Consider the following 16,520-nt stretch of genomic DNA (forward strand, 5'->3'; position numbering starts at 1 on the left):
TGCCGGGACAGAAGAAGCACTGTAGGAAATACCATCCTTGAGCGTTACGGTCAGCGGATTGGGGCCGACAGCCGTTACCACAGCCCAGCCACCTCCCAGAATGAGAGGAGTACCGATGGAATCCATATTATCGGAGTAGATCGTCCCGTCTTCACGATAAGTCACGTAGTCCAGAAGGATCCCTTTGGATGAAGAGCCGTCGTTTGACAATGATTTACTGCTGGAGGTATCATTACGGAATTCATAGCTTTCACCCGGTTGGATGATCAGTTCTTCTCCTGCCAATGCCGTGATTCGCATCACCCGTGCAGGTGTGTCGGTATAGACACTCTCTCCCACTGCAGCGTTGGGAGCCGTCTGCTGATCTGTTATCTGAAGCTGCGGCTCGGCGGCATTTGCCGAAGGGATGGACCAACCGCCTGCAGACAACACCACAGCCAGAATAGCCGCACCTATTTTTTTACGTAACATATAACCTGAACCCTCCTAATGTCTGAATCTACTTCTAATCTTTCTACTAAATGCATGTTTCTCCTGATTTAAAGACAGTAACTATAGTCCCCCTCCATTTCCACAAAAACGGGTTTATCCCTATAATATCGGAGAAGATTTTGGATGTTTTCATAGTCATATATGCCCCATTTGAAAACTGATTTTTGAGACAATAGAATCAATTTCCACTAAATGGGTTGACAAAAAATACCGAAACTCTGCTGAGGCAGAATTCCGGTATCTTGTGTTTAACGAATATGTATCTCACAACGCTTTAGTCATAAATACGCTGTTCGGGTCTTCAATATAGTCCGCAAATGGCCCGCAGTACTCGAAGCCGAAGCTTTCATACAGTCTTCTGGCCGGTGCAAAAGCTTCCATGGAGCCGGTTTCCAGACTGATCCGCTCATACCCCTGCCGCTTGGCTTCTTCGATAATATAGGCGAGCATCTCCCTGGCAACCCCTTTGCGCAAATGCTGTGCAGCGGTACGCATGGACTTCACCTCTCCGTGAAGCGGGTCAAGCTCCTTCAGCGCCCCGCAGCCCAGCAGTTGATCCTCCTCCCAAACGCTCCAGAAGGTAATCTCCGGCTTCTTCAAGCCGTCAAGATCCAGAGCATGAACACTCTCCGGAGGAGAGGTATCATGCATGTCCTGCAGATGCTCTCCAATTAACGCGATAATCTCGGGTCCGGTTAAATCATCCTTTTTGATATCCAACGCAGGTCACCCCTTATGCCTATATTAATTCAGCATCATATCATGTAATTCAGCAAATGAATATAGAAATAATTCAGGCTCAATCTGAACATCGGTGCTTGGCGCCGGGCCGTTGGAGCGAGGAATCGTCGTCCTTTTCCGCTAACGGACTAGAGCGCTCTTATTTGCCCCAAAAGCGGAATTTCATTGTTTTAACGGACTGGAGAGACCCTATTCACCTGAAAATGACCCAAAACCTGTACTTAAATGCTAAATAAAGGCCATGGAGTCCGCTAACATTCTACAAATGCTTGATTTCGATGAAATAGCGGCATTACAGTCCGTTAGGAGGATCGCACAACGCCGTCTGGTCTTGTCAGGCTCCGATTTCGGTTTTGAATCGTCATTCATCCTCGGAATGCTCCGGCGTAAGGAATCTGTATCCGATCCCGGGTTCCGTAATAATCAGTTTGGGCCGGGTTGGGTCTTCCTCCAGTTTTTTTCTCAGGTGGCTGATATAGACCCGCAGGTAATGACCTTCGGTGGATTCATTGTGATGACTGCCCCACACCTGCTGCAGCAGCTGCCGCTGTGTAACGACTTTATCCGCGTTTGTGGCCAATATTTTCAGAAGATCGTACTCTGTCGGCGTCAGCTTGACCCGCTCATCCCCCAGCATGACACTGCGCTGTGCCAAATCGATGACCAGGTCGTCGAACTTGAGGACGGGCTCATGAACGGACTTCGCGACATGCCGCAGCGCGACACGGATTCGCGCGAGCAGTTCTCCCATGCCAAAGGGCTTCGTGATATAATCATCCGCCCCGCCGTCAAGTGCGGCGATCTTGTCTTCTTCCCGTTCTTTGGCCGTCAGCACAATAATCGGTACGCTGGACCATTCGCGAATACGATGAAGCACTTCCATTCCCGGCACATCAGGCAGGCCCAGGTCCAATACGATCAAATCGGAATGGATAACCGTGGCTTTCACGATGCCCTCCTCGCCGGTCGCCGCCTCTTCAATTTCAAATTGATGGGCCTGCAGGGTCACTTTAAGCAGCTTACGAATCTGGGGTTCATCGTCGATGACCAGAATTTTGGCCCCTGTGTCGGATGTTGTCATAGATTCTCCATTTCTCCTTCTGAATGCATGGACATGCTCTTGTTTTCGTCACTTAGCGGGAGGCTAATCGTGATGATCGTTCCCCGATCCGGTGCGGGCTCCGCCGATATGGTGCCATCGTGCAGCTCTACGATTCCTTTGCAGATCGCCAGCCCCAAGCCGGTCCCCGGCACATGCTTTGTCCTGTCCGCCCGGTAAAATTTATCGAATATCCGCTCCTGATCGGCTGTATCAAGCCCCATTCCCCTGTCCCTGACGGAGATGATCACCGCATCCGCTTCAACGTGAACTTCGATCGTTACTTCGCTGCCGTCCGGCGAGTACTTGATCGCATTGCTGACCACATTAACCAGCATCTGTTCCAGCAGAACCTCGTCCCCCTGGATCAGCGGAATATGGTCCGGCATATGCACAAGCAGCTTCCGTTGCTGCTGGAAATCCTGCACCTGCTGCAGCACGACACCGAGCAGATCCTCAATATCACACCATTTTTTCCGCAGCTTCAGCATGCCGCTCTCCAGCCGGATCATGCCGAGCAAATTGGACACGAGCCGGTTCATGCGCAAAGCCCCATCCCGGATTGTGGCGAGCAGATCCATTCGATCCGCTGTGGAAAACAGGTTATCTCCTTCAATCAGGGCTGTCGCAGAGCCGATCACCGTCGCCAAAGGAGTCCGCAGCTCATGGGAGACGGAATCCAGGATCGCTGTGCGCAGCTTTTCCGACTCTGCGGTCAGATGAGCCAATCTGGCTTCTTCGCTCAGCTTCAGACGGGCGATGGCGCTTGCGCCAATCTCGGCGAGGGCATCAAGCAGCTTTGCCGTCTCCGGGGGCAGGAACGCGGAGCTGAGGTTCACACCCAATACCCCGTAGATTTTCTCTTCGATACGCAAAGGGATGTACAGACCAGCAGATTCCCGCAGCTTCTCCGCACCCTTGCCGGCCCGGACACCATGCTGGTACACCCACCTGGCGATGACCAGCTCCGCTTCACCGCTTCCCCAATTGGAAGTCTCAGGGGAGGAAGCAGCCAATTCCAATTCATCCTGGCCGTCCGGCAAATAGATAACGGCTTCGGCTTCCGCAGACCGGGACACCTGGAGGACTACATGGTTCAGCAGGGCTGGAATATCGGCGATAGCATTCATCTCTTTACTTAACGTATACAATGATGCCGTATGCTCTTCCCTTTGCCTGGAATATTCCAATTGCTGCTTCAATCTGGCTGCCAGACTTCCCGTTAATGCAGCCACGAACAGGAAGATAATAAATGACACTACATAACGAAGATCCGCCACCGTAAAACTCAACTGGGGAGGAACGAAGAAAAAATCAAAAGCCAGCACGCCCAAGCCTGCCGCATAGAACGAAGATCCTTTACTCCCGTACACCGCGCTTATTAACACGGGCAGCAAATAGATCAGAGCAATATTCACCAGATCAAAAAAAGGACCGCCGATCCATTTCAAAGCAACGGTCAGCAGTATGATAGACAAGGTAACCCATATATACGGGCGTTTTTGCACCATTCATGTCACATCCTAACAATCTCTGCCGTACAAAAACAGTATGAACAAACATCCGGAATTAGGCAACTCCCGGCCTAGATCAGATGTAGGCCAAGTATAGGTCAGGTTGAGGCTAGGCTTAGACAACGGTTACCGCTCCTTCTGACTGAAGCCTGATACGACCAGCACATCCATGTGCCGCCCGTATTTCAGGATCGATTTGACCGTGCTGCCTGTCAGCATGCGCTGCCATACATTCTGCTTCGTCTGTCCGACAATCATTTGTGTGCTTGCATACAGATTAGCTTTCTCCAGCAGCTTCTGTGCCACTTCCCTTGGTTTTCTCGCATATTGAAGCTCAAACTGTCCCCCGAAGCGCCGGGTCAACTGCTGCAAATCGTGGATGCGCTTCTGCTCTTCTTCCGTAAATTCGCTCTGCAGCGTGACAAAATGAACGTACCAGCATGCTTTCAGCCGGTGTGCAATCCGGAAGCCTCTGCGAATCAGACTCTCCGCCCGTGCGCTCAAAGTCACACAGACGAAGATCACCTCCTGCCGCCGCCACGGCCCGCGCAAGGAGCCTCCACGCTCCCATGCTTCCAGCCGTTCGTCCACGTCGTCGGCCAGCTCCCGCAGAGCCAGTTCGCGCAGGGCAATCAGGTTGCCTGTCTTGAAAAAATGGTTCAAGGCCTGATCCACCTTGTTCGCCGCATAAATCTTCCCTTCCCGCAGCCTCTGCTGCAAGGCATTCGGAGCGACGTCGATTAACTGGACCTCATCGGCGAGGCGCAGAATATTATCAGGAACCGTTTCCCGCACTCTGACGCCCGTAAGCTGTTCCACGGCATCGTTCAAACTTTCCAGATGCTGCACATTCATAGTTGAAATGACGGAAATGCCAGCGTCCAGAATCTCCAGAATATCCTCGTATCTTTTCTTGTTCCTGCTGCCGGGAATGTTGGTATGGGCAAGCTCATCCACAAGCACAACCTCGGGATTATGCCGTATGATCTCATCTACATCCATTTCCTCCAGCCGGGTTCCGCGATAGTCGGCCACTTTTCTTGGAATGGTGTACAGATCTCCGATCTGCTCCAGCGTTTCCTGACGCCCATGCGTCTCCAGCAAGCCGATCACCACCTGAATCCCTTTGCGCGGCAAAACATTACCTTCCCGCAGCATCGTATACGTTTTCCCTACACCAGGCGCTGCTCCGATATACACCTTGAAGGTGCCGCGTTTGATGCGGCTGATTTGCTCCTTCACTTCCGTCTCGCTCAGACGCCGGTACGGGTTTGTATCGTGCTGCTGCCGAATGGAGGTCGGCAAAATTCGCTCCCCCTTCGCTTCGGCGGTATCTGCAATAAAAAACAAATCCATATTGTTGACCAGCTTCATCAAGGAATTGGCGATAGAGCCTCTGACCCACTCCTGCCAAGGTGTCTGTTTGGAGTGTCCCAGTACGATTCGTGTCACGTTGTTTTTGATCGCATAATCGACAAGCTGCCTGGGAATCATCCTTCTGGATGTGAACGGAAGCTCAATGAAGTCCGCATCCTCGATTTTCTCGGTCATCTTCATCATGGAACGTTTAAACGCGGTCTGCTCCCTCGTAAGCTGCTTCTGCGGATTCATGAAGGTAACGACCAGCATTTCACCGTTCAGCCTTTTCGCAATTTGCTGGCCGCGGCGAATGTAGATCGATCCGTTCCAATGGTACTGCGTGGAGACCAGTATGCGCTCCGCCGCACCGGAAGGACCGTTCAGGCCTAACTCCTCCCGGTGCTTTTCCAGCGATTCGTTAACATCCTCGGCCACAAGCCGCAAAGCCAGCTCCCGTAACTTTCCCAGGTTGTTCCGTTTGGACAGCGAGGCTTGGGTCGTCTCCAGCGCTCCCTCCGACAGGCGGGTAAGAATCGATTCGGGTGTGACGTCGATCAGACGGATTTCATCGGCCAAATCCAGCGTTTCGGCAGGGACCGTTTCTTCCACTTTAATGCCGGTCAGCTTCTGGGCAAGCTCGTGATAGCCAACCAGTTCATACACATTGATCGTGGTAATGACGCTAATCCCGGCCTTGAGCAGATACTGAATGTCCTGCAGGCGGGTCTTGAACTGTGCCCCCGTACGGTTGCGATGCGCCAGCCCGTCGACCAGCACCACCTCCGGATTGCGCTCCAGCAGCACTTCCAGGTTCAAGTCCTTCTTCTCTACGCCCCCTTGCTGCCAATGAATGCTGGGCACTCTTTCGAGGCAGCCGATTTGCTCGATCGTTTCTTTGCGCTGCATGGTGGATACGGCGCAGATGACCACATCGATCCCCTTTTGCCTCAGACTGTTGCCCTCGCGCAGCATATGATAGGTTTTGCCGGAACCACTGAATGGGCCAATATAGATTTTCAAGCGGCCGCGCTTCAGCTCCGAGATTGACTTTAATATTTCTTCCGGGGTTTTCCTTCTGAATCCTTCCTCCATATGAACCACCCGCAATTATCCAAAATGATAAAGCTTCGTAATGATAGAGTTCCACAAAAAAACCATGACCCCGCCCAGCAAAATCTCCTGAGCGGGGTGACCGTCATTGCATTTGTTTGCTTAAAGCCAAGTTTAATTTCAGCACATTCACCACAGGTTCTCCCAGAAAGCCAAGCTCTCTGCCGGACGTATTGGCCGCCACAAGTTCATTCAGCTTATCCGCAGAAATTCCCGTCAGCTTGCTGATTCTTGGAATTTGCGCCTTTGCTGCTTCCGGACTAATGTGCGGATCAAGGCCGGAACCGGAGTTGGTGATCAGGTCAATCGGCAGCTCGCTGACCGGTACGTCCGGGTTGTCCTTTTTCCACGCTTCCACTGACTCCTGTGTACGGGCCAGCATATCCGGGTTGGAAGGGGCATAGTTGCCGCTGCCCGAGCCTGCCGCATTATAATCAATTGAGGATACACGCCCATGGAAGAATTTAGGATTCGTGAATTGCTGTCCAATCAGCTCCGAGCCAATGACATTGTTCTGCTCATCATATAACAGACTGCCGTCCGCCTGCTTCGGCATTATCGCTTGTGCAATGCCTGTCACGACAAGATTATACAGAAGCCCGCAGACCACCATGAACACCAGGCTCAAGCGAAGGCTGTTCACAATTATTTTCATTTTCATTATCCGCCCTTTCTATTTAGTTTTGAACTACCTCTATTACACCCATAGATGGACAACCAGATCGATCAGCTTAATGCCCAGGAATGGCACGATCACGCCTCCCAAACCGTAAATGAACAAGTTACGCTGCAGCAGTTGCGACGAGGACATCGGCTTATACGCCACACCCTTCATCGCCAGCGGGATCAGCAGTGGAATAATGATTGCGTTAAAGATCAGCGCCGATAAAATCGCCGAGCTTGGCGAACCGAGCCGCATAATATTCAACACTTCCATTTGTGGAATGGCCACCATGAACAGCGCTGGAATGATCGCAAAATATTTGGCAATATCGTTCGCAATACTGAAGGTAGTCAGCGCCCCGCGTGTCATCAGAAGCTGCTTGCCGATTGACACCACTTCAATAATTTTGGACGGATCGGAATCCAGATCCACCATATTTGCCGCTTCTTTGGCCGCTACCGTACCGCTGTTCATGGCAATCCCTACATCCGCCTGTGCCAGGGCCGGCGCGTCATTGGTGCCGTCCCCCGTCATCGCCACCAGCTTGCCTTCGGCCTGCTCCTTGCGGATCACGGCAATTTTGTCTTCAGGCTTGCTTTCCGCAATAAAATCATCGACACCGGCCTCCAGCGCAATCGTCGCTGCGGTCAGAGGATTATCACCTGTACACATAATCGTTTTAATCCCCATTTGCCGCATTTGCTCAAACCGTTCCTTCATACCCGGTTTAACCGTATCCTTCAAATAGATGAGGCCAAAAATCTCCGTGTCAACCGCCACGGCCAGCGGCGTGCCTCCGGCTTTCGCAATGCGGTCGCTGTGCTGATCCAGGTCTTTGGGGATTTTGCCGCCTTGCGCAATAACCCATTTCTTCACGGCATCCACCGCGCCCTTGCGTACCTGGCGCCCGTTCCGCAAATCCATACCACTCATGCGGGTCTCCGCCCGGAATTCAAGAAACTCGGCTCCATTTCCCAGAGACGCGTCATATTCGAGGCCCAGCTTTTTCATCAGCTCCAGCACTGAGCGTCCCTCTGGTGTCTCATCCTTGAGCGAGCTGATGGCAGCCCACTGAGCCGTTTCGCTTTCCTTATGCCCCCCGACAGGGACAAATTCACTCGCCATCCGATTCCCGAACGTAATCGTTCCGGTCTTATCGAGGATAATCGTGTTGATATCCCCGGCCGCTTCCACAGCCTTCCCGGACATCGCCAGCACATTGAATTGGGTTACACGGTCCATGCCGGCAATACCGATGGCAGACAGCAAACCGCCAATGGTCGTCGGAATCAAGCATACCAGGAGCGCGATGAGCATCGGAATTTCCAAAGAAACATTCAAATAAGCACCAAAGAACGGCAAGGTTACAACTACAATAAGAAAGATCAGCGTCAGGCTCGTCAGCACGGTACTCAATGCAATTTCATTAGGTGTTTTCTGCCGCTTTGCGCCTTCTACGAGAGCAATCATACGATCAAGAAAAGACTCGCCGGGATCGCTGGTAATGCGCACTTTAATCTGGTCACTCACGACACGTGTGCCGCCAGTGACCGAGCTGAAATCGCCGCCTGCTTCCTTGATGACCGGCGCCGATTCCCCGGTAATCGCCGATTCGTCTACCGAAGCAAGCCCTTCAATCACCTCGCCGTCCCCGGGGATCATTTCTCCTTGGGCGATGATGACGACATCCCCTTTACGCAGCTCCGAAGACGAGACGAGCTTGACCGAGGAAGGACCTGTCATTTTATTGGCTTGAATATCCTGCTTGGTCTTTTTCAACGTGTCCGCCTGCGCTTTGCCCCGTCCTTCCGCGAGCGCTTCAGCAAAGTTGGCGAACAGCACCGTGAACAGCAGAATTAATGCAACCGCCAGATTATATCCCCAGGATGCCGTTCCACCAAACAGATCCGGTACGAATATCAGTAAAAGCGTAATGATAAATCCTATTTCAACAACGAACATGATCGGGTTGCGGATCATGACGCGCGGGTCCAGCTTCAGGAATGATTCCTTGATGGCCTTCTGAATAAGCTCAGGGCTCATCATTGATTTTTTTTGTTTCATGGCCAGCTTCCTCCGTTACTTTCTAAGGTTAAGGCTTTAGCGTTAAAAATTCCGCAACCGGTCCGAGCACCAGCGCCGGGAAGAAAGTCAAAGCTCCCACAATCAGCACTGAGCCCAGGAACACCCCTGCGAACAATGCGTTATCCGTGCGGAACGTGCCCGACGTTTCCGGCACAGTCCTTTTGGCCGCCAATGAACCGGCAACCGCCAGCATTGTCACGATGGAGAAATAACGTCCCAGATACATGACGATGCCTGTCGCAATGTTCCAGAAAGGCGTATTGTCACCCAGCCCCTCGAAACCGGAGCCGTTATTCGCCGCAGCGGACGTAAATTCATACAACGCCTGCGATAACCCGTGGAACCCGGGGTTCGAGATCGTATCCGGATTCGTGTACAAGGCGAGCGCTGTCGGTGCCAGAATCAGCAAGGGCTGAATCAGCAGCGTGACCGCGATCAGCTTCATCTCCCGCCCTTCAATCTTCTTGCCGAGGAACTCAGGTGTTCGTCCGACCATCAGACCAGATAAAAACACACCGATCATCGCATACATCAGCACGTTCATGAAGCCTGCCCCTACTCCGCCAAACACCGTGTTCAGCATCATATTCGCGAGCGTAATCAGCCCGGCGAGCGGCGTCAACGTGTCATGCATCGTATTGACGGCACCCGTCTCCGATGCTGTGGTAACCACGGAATACAAGGAGGATTGCACCACGCCAAAACGGACCTCTTTGCCTTCCATGCTGCCTTGTTCATGCTGAATGCCCGTGGCGTTCAGGGCAGGGTTGCCCGCGCTCTCCGCGCTCAGGGAAATGCCCAGCATAACGATGAAGAGCATCGCCATCGATACAAACAGAACACGCCCCTGCTTGGCGTTGCCGACCATCTTGCCATACGTAAAAGGCAGGGCCGTAACGAGCAGCATCATGAGCAAAATCTGCAGCATGTTGCTGATGGCGTCCGGGTTCTCGAACGGATGAGCTGAGTTGACCCCGTAGAAACCTCCGCCGTTGTTACCCAATTCCTTAATGGACAAGAACGATCCCACCGGACCACGAGCGATCTCCTGCACCTCCCCGCCAATCGTGTGCGCCGTTGCCGTGGCATCCAGCGTTTGTGGCACACCAAGCGCGATAAAAACAAACGCCATAACAAAGGAAATGGGCAAAAAGATACGTGTGACCGAGCGGACCAGGTCCACAAAAAAGTTACCGAGCGGCTTGCCTGCAAGCCCTCTGATAAAAGCAATCCCCACCGCAAGAGCGGTAGCCGGTGCCATAAACATCATAAATACAATGGCTACCATTTGCGAGAAATAGGAAAGGCCGCTTTCTCCACTGTAATGCTGCAGATTCGTATTGGTCATAAAGCTTATCGCCGTGTTAAAGGCAAGCGTTGGCTCCATATTATCAATGCCGGACGGATTTAGCGGCAGAAACTTTTGCACCCGGAAAATCAAATACACCAGCAGAATCATAACCAAATTGCTCAGAACAGCGGACAACGCGTACTGCTTCCATGACTGATTATCCCGGCGGATGCCGCCAAGCGCAAAGATCGGCTTCTCGATCCACCCGAACCATTTATCCAATCCGGACGGCTCATAATTAAATACCCGGGCCATATAAAGCCCCATTGGACGCGCCAGCAACAGCACCAGCAGCAGCGTCACCCCGATAGACAAAACAGCGAACATAACGTTTGAACTCCTTCCTCTACTGCCCCATTAGTACCTCTATTAGAATTTTTCTGGATTTAACAGCACGTAAGTCAGGTACATGCCGACCAGAAGAACAACGATGCCGAGCAGCCACATCATGAGCGTTCACTTCCTTCATCCGCCACTTTGCCGGCCCAGCCCAGCAATCCAACCATCATCAAAGTTAATAGAATCAAGGATGCTACCATTACGATATCCAGCATGTATTCACAACCCTCCACTATAAATAGACCAAAATAAATAGACCAAACCGCAGCGTCTTTATGGCAGCTTGCTCAAGCAAACCCATCCTATTTTCAAATGTTCATATAGGTTGCCTCCTGTGGCAGGATTTCATTCTCGGGATAGAAACAAGCCATCTATCCTCGGCACAGAGCCAATGATAATACGGTTCGATATAAAAATGGGGTTAAGATCTCAGCGGGGGGCGTAAAAAAAGTGTAAAAATGAAAAAGGCCTGCTTTACATCCTCATGCAGCAGGACTATCATGTTTTTCAGTTCGATGACAAGATACACGCAGTGCCGTAGTCGCTGAATTCCCGTACACGGGAAACGGGGGAACCGGAACGGCTTAACCAGCCTTGGGGTGAATCATAAATTGAGCTTCATGTAGGGCTACTCTCAGTCCGAATCCGACAGCTAACCTCGTAAGCGTCAGAGACCTGAACGAAAGGAAATGACCCATGGAGGATTACACGTTAAACTATCAGCTTCAGCCCTTGATGAGCATGAAAGGCAGTTTTATGACCGAGGCACGTATTACAGGGATTCAGCTATTCGAGTTTGACATCGACACCTGTTACCAGGCGGGAAAAGGAACGTTGAGGAGTTGCCGTTGAGGAGTTGCCGTTGAGGAGTTGCCGTTACGGGTTGCTGCAGATCAACTGTGGCTCCTGCACGGGCTGGGGGGAATGTGTGATGTCCGTGAACGACAAAAGCTTCGATATGATCAAATGGGCGTCTTATCTGCACCGACTGAAGGGAATGACCCTGCGATAAAGCTGTAGAGTATGCCATGTTTCTCATCCTTAGTATGATTACTTTCTCTAGACGAACTATATATCTTTTATGTATAGATTTCGAGTTGGGTTGTAATCGATGTCTTTGCGTAGAACCTACTGCATTTGAGATAATGTATATTATCTTTGATACCCACAGAAGGAGTGAATGCCATGAACTTCCGCCGCCTTGGCAGCAGCGGGCTGCAAGTATCCACACTTGGACTCGGGACAAATGCGTTTGGCAAGCGTGCCGACGAAGAAACCTCAATCCGAATTATTCATCACGCCCTGGACAGCGGCATTAATTTCATTGATACAGCCAACATTTACGCGGGTACGGAATCTGAGAGAATGATCGGTCTGGCACTGCAAGGAAAACGGCATCAGGCCGTGCTTGCGACCAAAGCCGGACTGCCCAGAGGACAAGGGCCCAATCAAAGCGGATCCTCCCGTTACCATCTACAACAGGAACTGGAAGACAGCCTCCGCCGTCTGCAAACGGATTACGTTGATCTGTACCAGATACATACGTTTGATCCGTCTACCCCGCTGGAAGAAACGCTCCGCACCCTGGACGATATGATCTCTGCTGGCAAAATCCGCTACATCGGGGCATCCAACTATGCGGCATGGGAATTGATGAAGGCGCTGAGCATCAGCGAACGGCAGCGATTTGCCGCATACATCTCCCTACAATGCAGCTACTCCCTGGCCGACCGTACACCGGAAAAAGAGCTGGTTCCCCTTTGCCTGGACCAATGTATCGGCATCATTCCGTATTTCCCGTTGGCAGGCGGTATTTTGACCGGAAAATATGTCGGGAATCAGACACCTGCTGGATCGAGAGCAGATACCGATCCCACTTTTTCCAGATTCCTTACGGATGACCGGCTCCAGCTTGGTGAAGAAGTAGGACGTATTGCAAATGAACTGAGTTCCAGTCCGACCGCGCTGTCTTTGGCCTGGCTCATGAACCGGCCTGCAGTCTCCACCGTTATTGTTGGCGCCACCCGGGTCGAGCAGCTGCAGGACAGCCTGCAGAGCATGTCCCTGTCTTACGATGCTGAGACCGAGAGCAAGCTGAATGAACTGAGCAGCCGGTTTGTGCACAGTGAACCTTTTGCCGTGTATCGTCTGCCGGATAAATAAACCAGGCTCCCCATTCAGCGGTTACTATAAGTTCGTGTTCAAAAAGTCAGGTTTTCAGCACCGAGAAGGTTGAATGAAGCTAGGGACTGAGGAGCGGAGCGTACTTGGGGTACGTGAGCACCTGAAATGTTTCCGCAGGAAACATGCTTCGGAAGCATCGACTTAGTCCCGGCTGAATTCAAGATTCGATGTCGAGTCTGCTTCCTGACTTCCTTCGTGATTAAAAGATGACTTTTTGAACTACCTCTACAATGGAAATAGCGGCAGTCATGGACGAAGAAAAGTCCCGAACTGCCGCTATCCCATTTCAGCCATTTACCCGCACTATTTGGAAATATCAATAAACCCCTCGCCAAAAACGTCGCGCACGTCATGTATGGTAACAAAAGCATTCTTATCCTCAGCACGCACAATTTTCTTGAGCATCGATATTTCCTGCTTGCTGGTTACAATGTACAGCACATCCTTCGACTGTCCGGTGTAATAACCGTACCCGCTCAGCACCGTTACGCCCCTGTCCATTATTTTGGTTACCTGTGCTGCGATCTGGTCGTGGTGGACGGATATAATCGTAACCGCTTTTTTGGGATTCAATCCCTCAATCATAAAATCCATCGCTTTTGTTCCGACATATAAAATGACAACCGTGATCATGACCTTCTCGATCCCGATGACGAACACGGAGAGTCCAGCCACGATCAGATCGAAGAACAACAGGGCATAGCTGACGTTCCAGTCCCAGTATTTGTTAGCCAGCCGGGCAAGTATGGCTGTACCCGCCGTAGTGCCCCCCACCCGGACAATAAGCCCGATGCCCACACCGGCCAGCAGTCCTGCAAAAATCGCATTAATAAAAGGCTCGCTCGATGAAATCTTCCAATGCTCGGTCAGGTGCAGGAACAAGGCGTTGAAACCGACTGCGATGATCGTATACACCGTTGTTTTCTTATCCAGCAGTTTATTTCCAATCAGCAACAATATGCCGTTAATGACGATGCTGACGAGCGCCGGGGACCAGTTGAGGAGATAAAACAAAATGATGGAAATCCCGGTCACACCGCCCTCTCCGAAGTCGTTCGGAATGATAAACAGATTAACCGCCAGAGCAAACAGAAACGCCCCGACAAGCAGCATAAGTAAATCAAACAACCTATTTCTCAAACGATTCCCTCCAATGAATACTGAACTCACGAAAAAAGCGATTAAAGGAAAAAAATCATCCTTTAATCGCTTTATGCACACCTAAGTCGCCCAGCTCTTTTAATACTATACATTATATTAATCGGCTCACGTGTTGTAAATCCTTTTCAGTCAGATTTGATTTTATAATCCTGAAGTTTCTTCGATTGCGAAACGTGGTAGGTATATATAAAACCGGTATTGGGTTATGATTTGGACATGAACCACTGCTCACAATCTAACCTCAATAAACTAAAGGAGATTGATGAAGAATGAAACAGAAAATTGTATTGGAACCGGCTGCCCAGAAATTTGTTGAAGACACAGCAAATCCGCCCTATCTCTTTGACCTTGGTCCAGGGGAAGGCCGTAAAGCAGTAAATGAAGTCCAATCCGGTGAAATATTTAAACAACCAGCGGATGTCCGGGATATCAAGGTTGAAGGCGGACCGACTGGCAGCGTGCCGGTACGCATTCTTCGTCCCGTGAACGCAACCGGGGAGCTGCCAGTCATTCTGTACATCCATGGAGCGGGCTGGGTTTTTGGCAATGCTCATACACATGACCGGCTTGTCCGTGAGCTCGCCACAGGCTCTGAAGCGGCTGTTGTCTTTCCGGACTATAGTCTGTCACCGGAAGCCAAATATCCTACGGCGATCGAAGAGATCTATACTGTATTGCAATGGATTGAGGCCAACGCCAAAAATGAAGGTTTTGACTTGAACCGCCTTTATATCGCCGGCGACAGTGTAGGCGGAAATATGGCTGCAGCCATCACCTTGCTTGCCAAGGAACGCAAAGGGCCTGTTATACATAAACAGCTGCTCTTTTACCCGGTAACCGATGCTGCCTTTGATACGGAATCCTATCACCAGTTTCAAACAGGATATTTTCTGCGCAGGGATGGAATGCAGTGGTTTTGGGACCAATATACAACCGATGCCGCTGAACGCAATCAGATCACGACTTCTCCGTTAAGAGCATCCAAGGAGCAACTGGAAGGGTTGCCACAAGCCTTGATTATTACCGCTGAAGCGGATGTTTTACGGGATGAAGGAGAGGCTTACGCACGCAAGCTTCTTGAAGCCGGTGTACCGGTGACCTCTGCCCGCTTCCAACATATCATTCATGATTTCGTCATGCTGAACGCTCTGGCAGAGACGAATGCGGCTAAAGGGGCCCTACTCCTGGCAAATGCGTGGTTAAAACAGTAACCGCCAAAATTGAAGCAGCGGCAGCCACGGACGAGAAATAAATGTCCGGGACTGCCGCTGTATTTTTTTACTCTTATCCCGCTAATTTCGCATTAACTCAACTTTCGCAGAGCCCAAATCCACTTAAATCTTTGTAGCTACTGGGTTCTGAGAAATCCGAATCCCCTTCTTGCAAGTTTGCCGATTCAATTTCATGCTGCGAAAGTTAAGTTAACTAATTTTATGGACTCAAGCCGCCAGCCGATCGTGGCAAGGCATGTGATACTCGCTGTTCGGGAGCTTTGCATGATTATCCCGTTGGATCAGGTCAAGAAAAACAGAAAACCGGGAACCGAAAATACACTTTAGGCACGTTAAAGAAAATAACAGATCAAATGAGGCACGAAAATGCCTGTTGTTACGCTATTCAGGACCATCGAATGGGTCTATTATTTTTTGGATCGTGCCTTATGGAGAAGCAGATCGGTTCGAGGTCATGAGACGTTCTTTGGAGAAAGCAGAGCGTGTAGGTGATGTGAAACCGACCGAGAGAGAAGGAGGGAGCGGAGCAAGGCACCGAAAACATAAAAAGACCCTGGTCCTCGTTGCCGCTTGAACCTGAATGTTTCCGATTTCCTCGTTCATGCTAACCCACACCGTTCAAGCAACGCACATCATGCTCACCTTTCCTCGTCCAAGCCCTGCGATCAGGACGCAGCCGCAAGAGGCTGGACCGGTTGGCATGCAATCAGTCGGCGGTAAGGGATCGCCGGAATCGCCACACCCATGTACAGCAACTTCTGCCACATCGTTTCTTCCCCTTCGGTCAGGCGCAGTCGGCGGCGTCCGGTGTACTCGTTGAGGTACGCCTGCAGATGCTTCGGACTCAAGGCTACATACGTACTCTTCAGCGATTTCCACGCCTCTCTCACCACTTTCCGCAAGGGCGTATACAGCCGATAGGCTTGAAGGAACGATTGTACCGCCGATGCACGGACATCTACCTGTTCGTTGATGAACGCAGCGAGTTCGTGACGATTTGCTCTTTGCCCATCTCCCTTCTTCTGCGGGACCAGGCGGATTTTGACCTGCTCCGGCTCGCCCGACTCCGTGACCGTGCACCCAGCTACGACCGCCGAAGCATGCGGATGAGAAAACTGAGGCCGGGACGGATTACACCCATACAGGTCGCTGTTCACCTTCACGTCTCCGCAGAGCAGCTCCCGGGCAT

12 protein-coding genes, 2 pseudogenes and 1 riboswitch are annotated in these 16,520 nt (G+C 51.2%); of the genes and pseudogenes, 3 read left to right on the forward strand and 11 right to left on the reverse strand.

Features of this window, described 5'->3' with window-relative positions; all coding sequences use genetic code 11:
• From ACE5LO_RS26765 to ACE5LO_RS26805, 9 genes and pseudogenes are all read right to left on the reverse strand, one after another.
• Positions 1-471, reverse strand: a pseudogene (locus ACE5LO_RS26765) (hypothetical protein); the annotation flags it as partial.
• Between the two features lie 285 nt (positions 472-756).
• Complete coding sequence (locus tag ACE5LO_RS26770) at positions 757-1,212, reverse strand: GNAT family N-acetyltransferase (protein ID WP_375522965.1); 456 nt, start codon at positions 1,210-1,212, stop codon at positions 757-759.
• Between the two features lie 382 nt (positions 1,213-1,594).
• Positions 1,595-2,314: a response regulator gene (locus ACE5LO_RS26775; RefSeq protein ID WP_375522966.1), complete on the reverse strand. Its 720-nt coding sequence runs from the start codon at positions 2,312-2,314 to the stop codon at positions 1,595-1,597.
• Positions 2,311-3,843, reverse strand: coding sequence for an ATP-binding protein (locus tag ACE5LO_RS26780; RefSeq protein WP_375522967.1), 1,533 nt, complete (start codon positions 3,841-3,843; stop codon positions 2,311-2,313). The genes ACE5LO_RS26775 and ACE5LO_RS26780 overlap by 4 nt, the downstream gene beginning before the upstream one ends.
• Before the next feature lie 129 nt (positions 3,844-3,972).
• Entirely contained in the window at positions 3,973-6,297 is a 2,325-nt protein-coding gene (locus ACE5LO_RS26785; protein ID WP_375522968.1) for a histidine kinase, read from the reverse strand.
• 103 nt (positions 6,298-6,400) lie between these two features.
• Positions 6,401-6,970: a potassium-transporting ATPase subunit KdpC gene (gene kdpC / locus ACE5LO_RS26790; RefSeq protein WP_375522969.1), complete on the reverse strand. Its 570-nt coding sequence runs from the start codon at positions 6,968-6,970 to the stop codon at positions 6,401-6,403.
• A 42-nt stretch (positions 6,971-7,012) separates the two neighbouring features.
• Positions 7,013-9,043: a potassium-transporting ATPase subunit KdpB gene (gene kdpB, locus ACE5LO_RS26795; RefSeq protein WP_375522970.1), complete on the reverse strand. Its 2,031-nt coding sequence runs from the start codon at positions 9,041-9,043 to the stop codon at positions 7,013-7,015.
• Between the two features lie 28 nt (positions 9,044-9,071).
• The gene (kdpA, locus tag ACE5LO_RS26800; protein WP_375522971.1) at positions 9,072-10,742 is read right to left on the reverse strand and encodes a potassium-transporting ATPase subunit KdpA; all 1,671 of its coding nucleotides are present in this window, start codon (positions 10,740-10,742) and stop codon (positions 9,072-9,074) included.
• 42 nt (positions 10,743-10,784) lie between these two features.
• Positions 10,785-10,865 (reverse strand): potassium-transporting ATPase subunit F, encoded by an 81-nt coding sequence (locus ACE5LO_RS26805; protein WP_375522975.1) that lies wholly within the window; start codon positions 10,863-10,865, stop codon positions 10,785-10,787.
• Positions 10,866-11,286: 421 nt separating this feature from the next.
• A riboswitch (cyclic di-AMP (ydaO/yuaA leader) is annotated at positions 11,287-11,436 on the forward strand.
• A 180-nt stretch (positions 11,437-11,616) separates the two neighbouring features.
• Here ACE5LO_RS26805 and ACE5LO_RS26810 point away from each other — a divergent pair.
• Together ACE5LO_RS26810 and ACE5LO_RS26815 are read left to right on the forward strand one after the other, a co-directional pair.
• Positions 11,617-11,766 (forward strand): hypothetical protein, encoded by a 150-nt coding sequence (locus ACE5LO_RS26810; RefSeq protein WP_375522972.1) that lies wholly within the window; start codon positions 11,617-11,619, stop codon positions 11,764-11,766.
• A gap of 173 nt (positions 11,767-11,939) precedes the next feature.
• Positions 11,940-12,917, forward strand: a complete 978-nt coding sequence (locus ACE5LO_RS26815; protein ID WP_375522973.1) for an aldo/keto reductase — start codon at positions 11,940-11,942, stop codon at positions 12,915-12,917.
• 324 nt (positions 12,918-13,241) lie between these two features.
• Here ACE5LO_RS26815 and ACE5LO_RS26820 read toward each other — a convergent pair whose 3' ends face one another.
• Positions 13,242-14,051 (reverse strand): YitT family protein, encoded by an 810-nt coding sequence (locus ACE5LO_RS26820; RefSeq protein ID WP_375522976.1) that lies wholly within the window; start codon positions 14,049-14,051, stop codon positions 13,242-13,244.
• Between the two features lie 317 nt (positions 14,052-14,368).
• Here ACE5LO_RS26820 and ACE5LO_RS26825 point away from each other — a divergent pair, with 317 nt between their 5' ends.
• Positions 14,369-15,310, forward strand: coding sequence for an alpha/beta hydrolase (locus tag ACE5LO_RS26825; RefSeq protein ID WP_375522974.1), 942 nt, complete (start codon positions 14,369-14,371; stop codon positions 15,308-15,310).
• A gap of 686 nt (positions 15,311-15,996) precedes the next feature.
• Here ACE5LO_RS26825 and ACE5LO_RS26830 read toward each other — a convergent pair.
• Positions 15,997-16,520, reverse strand: a pseudogene (locus ACE5LO_RS26830) (transposase); the annotation flags it as partial.

The organism is Paenibacillus medicaginis, assembly GCF_042138635.1.
In the GTDB taxonomy this organism is placed as follows: Bacteria; Bacillota; Bacilli; order Paenibacillales; family Paenibacillaceae; genus Paenibacillus; species Paenibacillus medicaginis.

Excerpts from the sequence above, each read along its gene's own strand:
- ACE5LO_RS26805 (WP_375522975.1), bottom strand. The coding sequence starts at position 10,865 with ATGATGTGGCTGCTCGGCATCGTTGTTCTTCTGGTCGGCATGTACCTG.
- kdpC (WP_375522969.1), bottom strand. The coding sequence starts at position 6,970 with ATGAAAATAATTGTGAACAGCCTTCGCTTGAGCCTGGTGTTCATGGTG.
- ACE5LO_RS26775 (WP_375522966.1), bottom strand. The coding sequence starts at position 2,314 with ATGACAACATCCGACACAGGGGCCAAAATTCTGGTCATCGACGATGAA.
- ACE5LO_RS26785 (WP_375522968.1), bottom strand. The coding sequence starts at position 6,297 with ATGGAGGAAGGATTCAGAAGGAAAACCCCGGAAGAAATATTAAAGTCA.
- kdpB (WP_375522970.1), bottom strand. The coding sequence starts at position 9,043 with ATGAAACAAAAAAAATCAATGATGAGCCCTGAGCTTATTCAGAAGGCC.
- ACE5LO_RS26820 (WP_375522976.1), bottom strand. The coding sequence starts at position 14,051 with ATGCTGCTTGTCGGGGCGTTTCTGTTTGCTCTGGCGGTTAATCTGTTT.
- ACE5LO_RS26780 (WP_375522967.1), bottom strand. The coding sequence starts at position 3,843 with ATGGTGCAAAAACGCCCGTATATATGGGTTACCTTGTCTATCATACTG.
- ACE5LO_RS26815 (WP_375522973.1), top strand. The coding sequence starts at position 11,940 with ATGAACTTCCGCCGCCTTGGCAGCAGCGGGCTGCAAGTATCCACACTT.
- kdpA (WP_375522971.1), bottom strand. The coding sequence starts at position 10,742 with ATGTTCGCTGTTTTGTCTATCGGGGTGACGCTGCTGCTGGTGCTGTTG.
- ACE5LO_RS26825 (WP_375522974.1), top strand. The coding sequence starts at position 14,369 with ATGAAACAGAAAATTGTATTGGAACCGGCTGCCCAGAAATTTGTTGAA.